Annotated in this window: 1 protein-coding gene; it reads right to left on the minus strand. The window is 65.8% G+C overall.

Annotation, left to right across the window (positions count from 1 at the left end):
- Positions 1–78 precede the first annotated feature (78 nt).
- Positions 79–304, minus strand: a 226-nt coding sequence (locus tag IFT82_RS20405; RefSeq protein ID WP_274602285.1) for a flagellin, incomplete at its 5' end; no start/stop codon positions are given.

Here is a 304-nt window from a genome sequence, read left to right on the forward strand (position 1 = left end):
CAAAAAAGCCGGGGCGGATCGCTCCGCCCCGGTATGCCGGATCGTATCGCCTCCGAAGAGGCGGCCGCCCCGTGTTCCTTAACGGAACAGCGAGGTGACGGTCTGCGGCGCCTGGTTGGCGATCGACAGGGCCTGCACGCCAAGCTGCTGCTTGACCTGCAATGCCTGCAGCTTCGCCGACTCCTTGGCCAGATCGGCATCGACGAGGTTGCCGATACCGCCCTCGATCGCGTCCGACAGCTTGCTGGCGAACGCGCTCTGCGCGTCGATCTTGCGCGAGGCCGAACCCAGATCGCTGAGCTTG

This window comes from Sphingomonas sp. CFBP 8760 (assembly GCF_014841615.1).
Lineage (GTDB): Bacteria > Pseudomonadota > Alphaproteobacteria > Sphingomonadales > Sphingomonadaceae > Sphingomonas.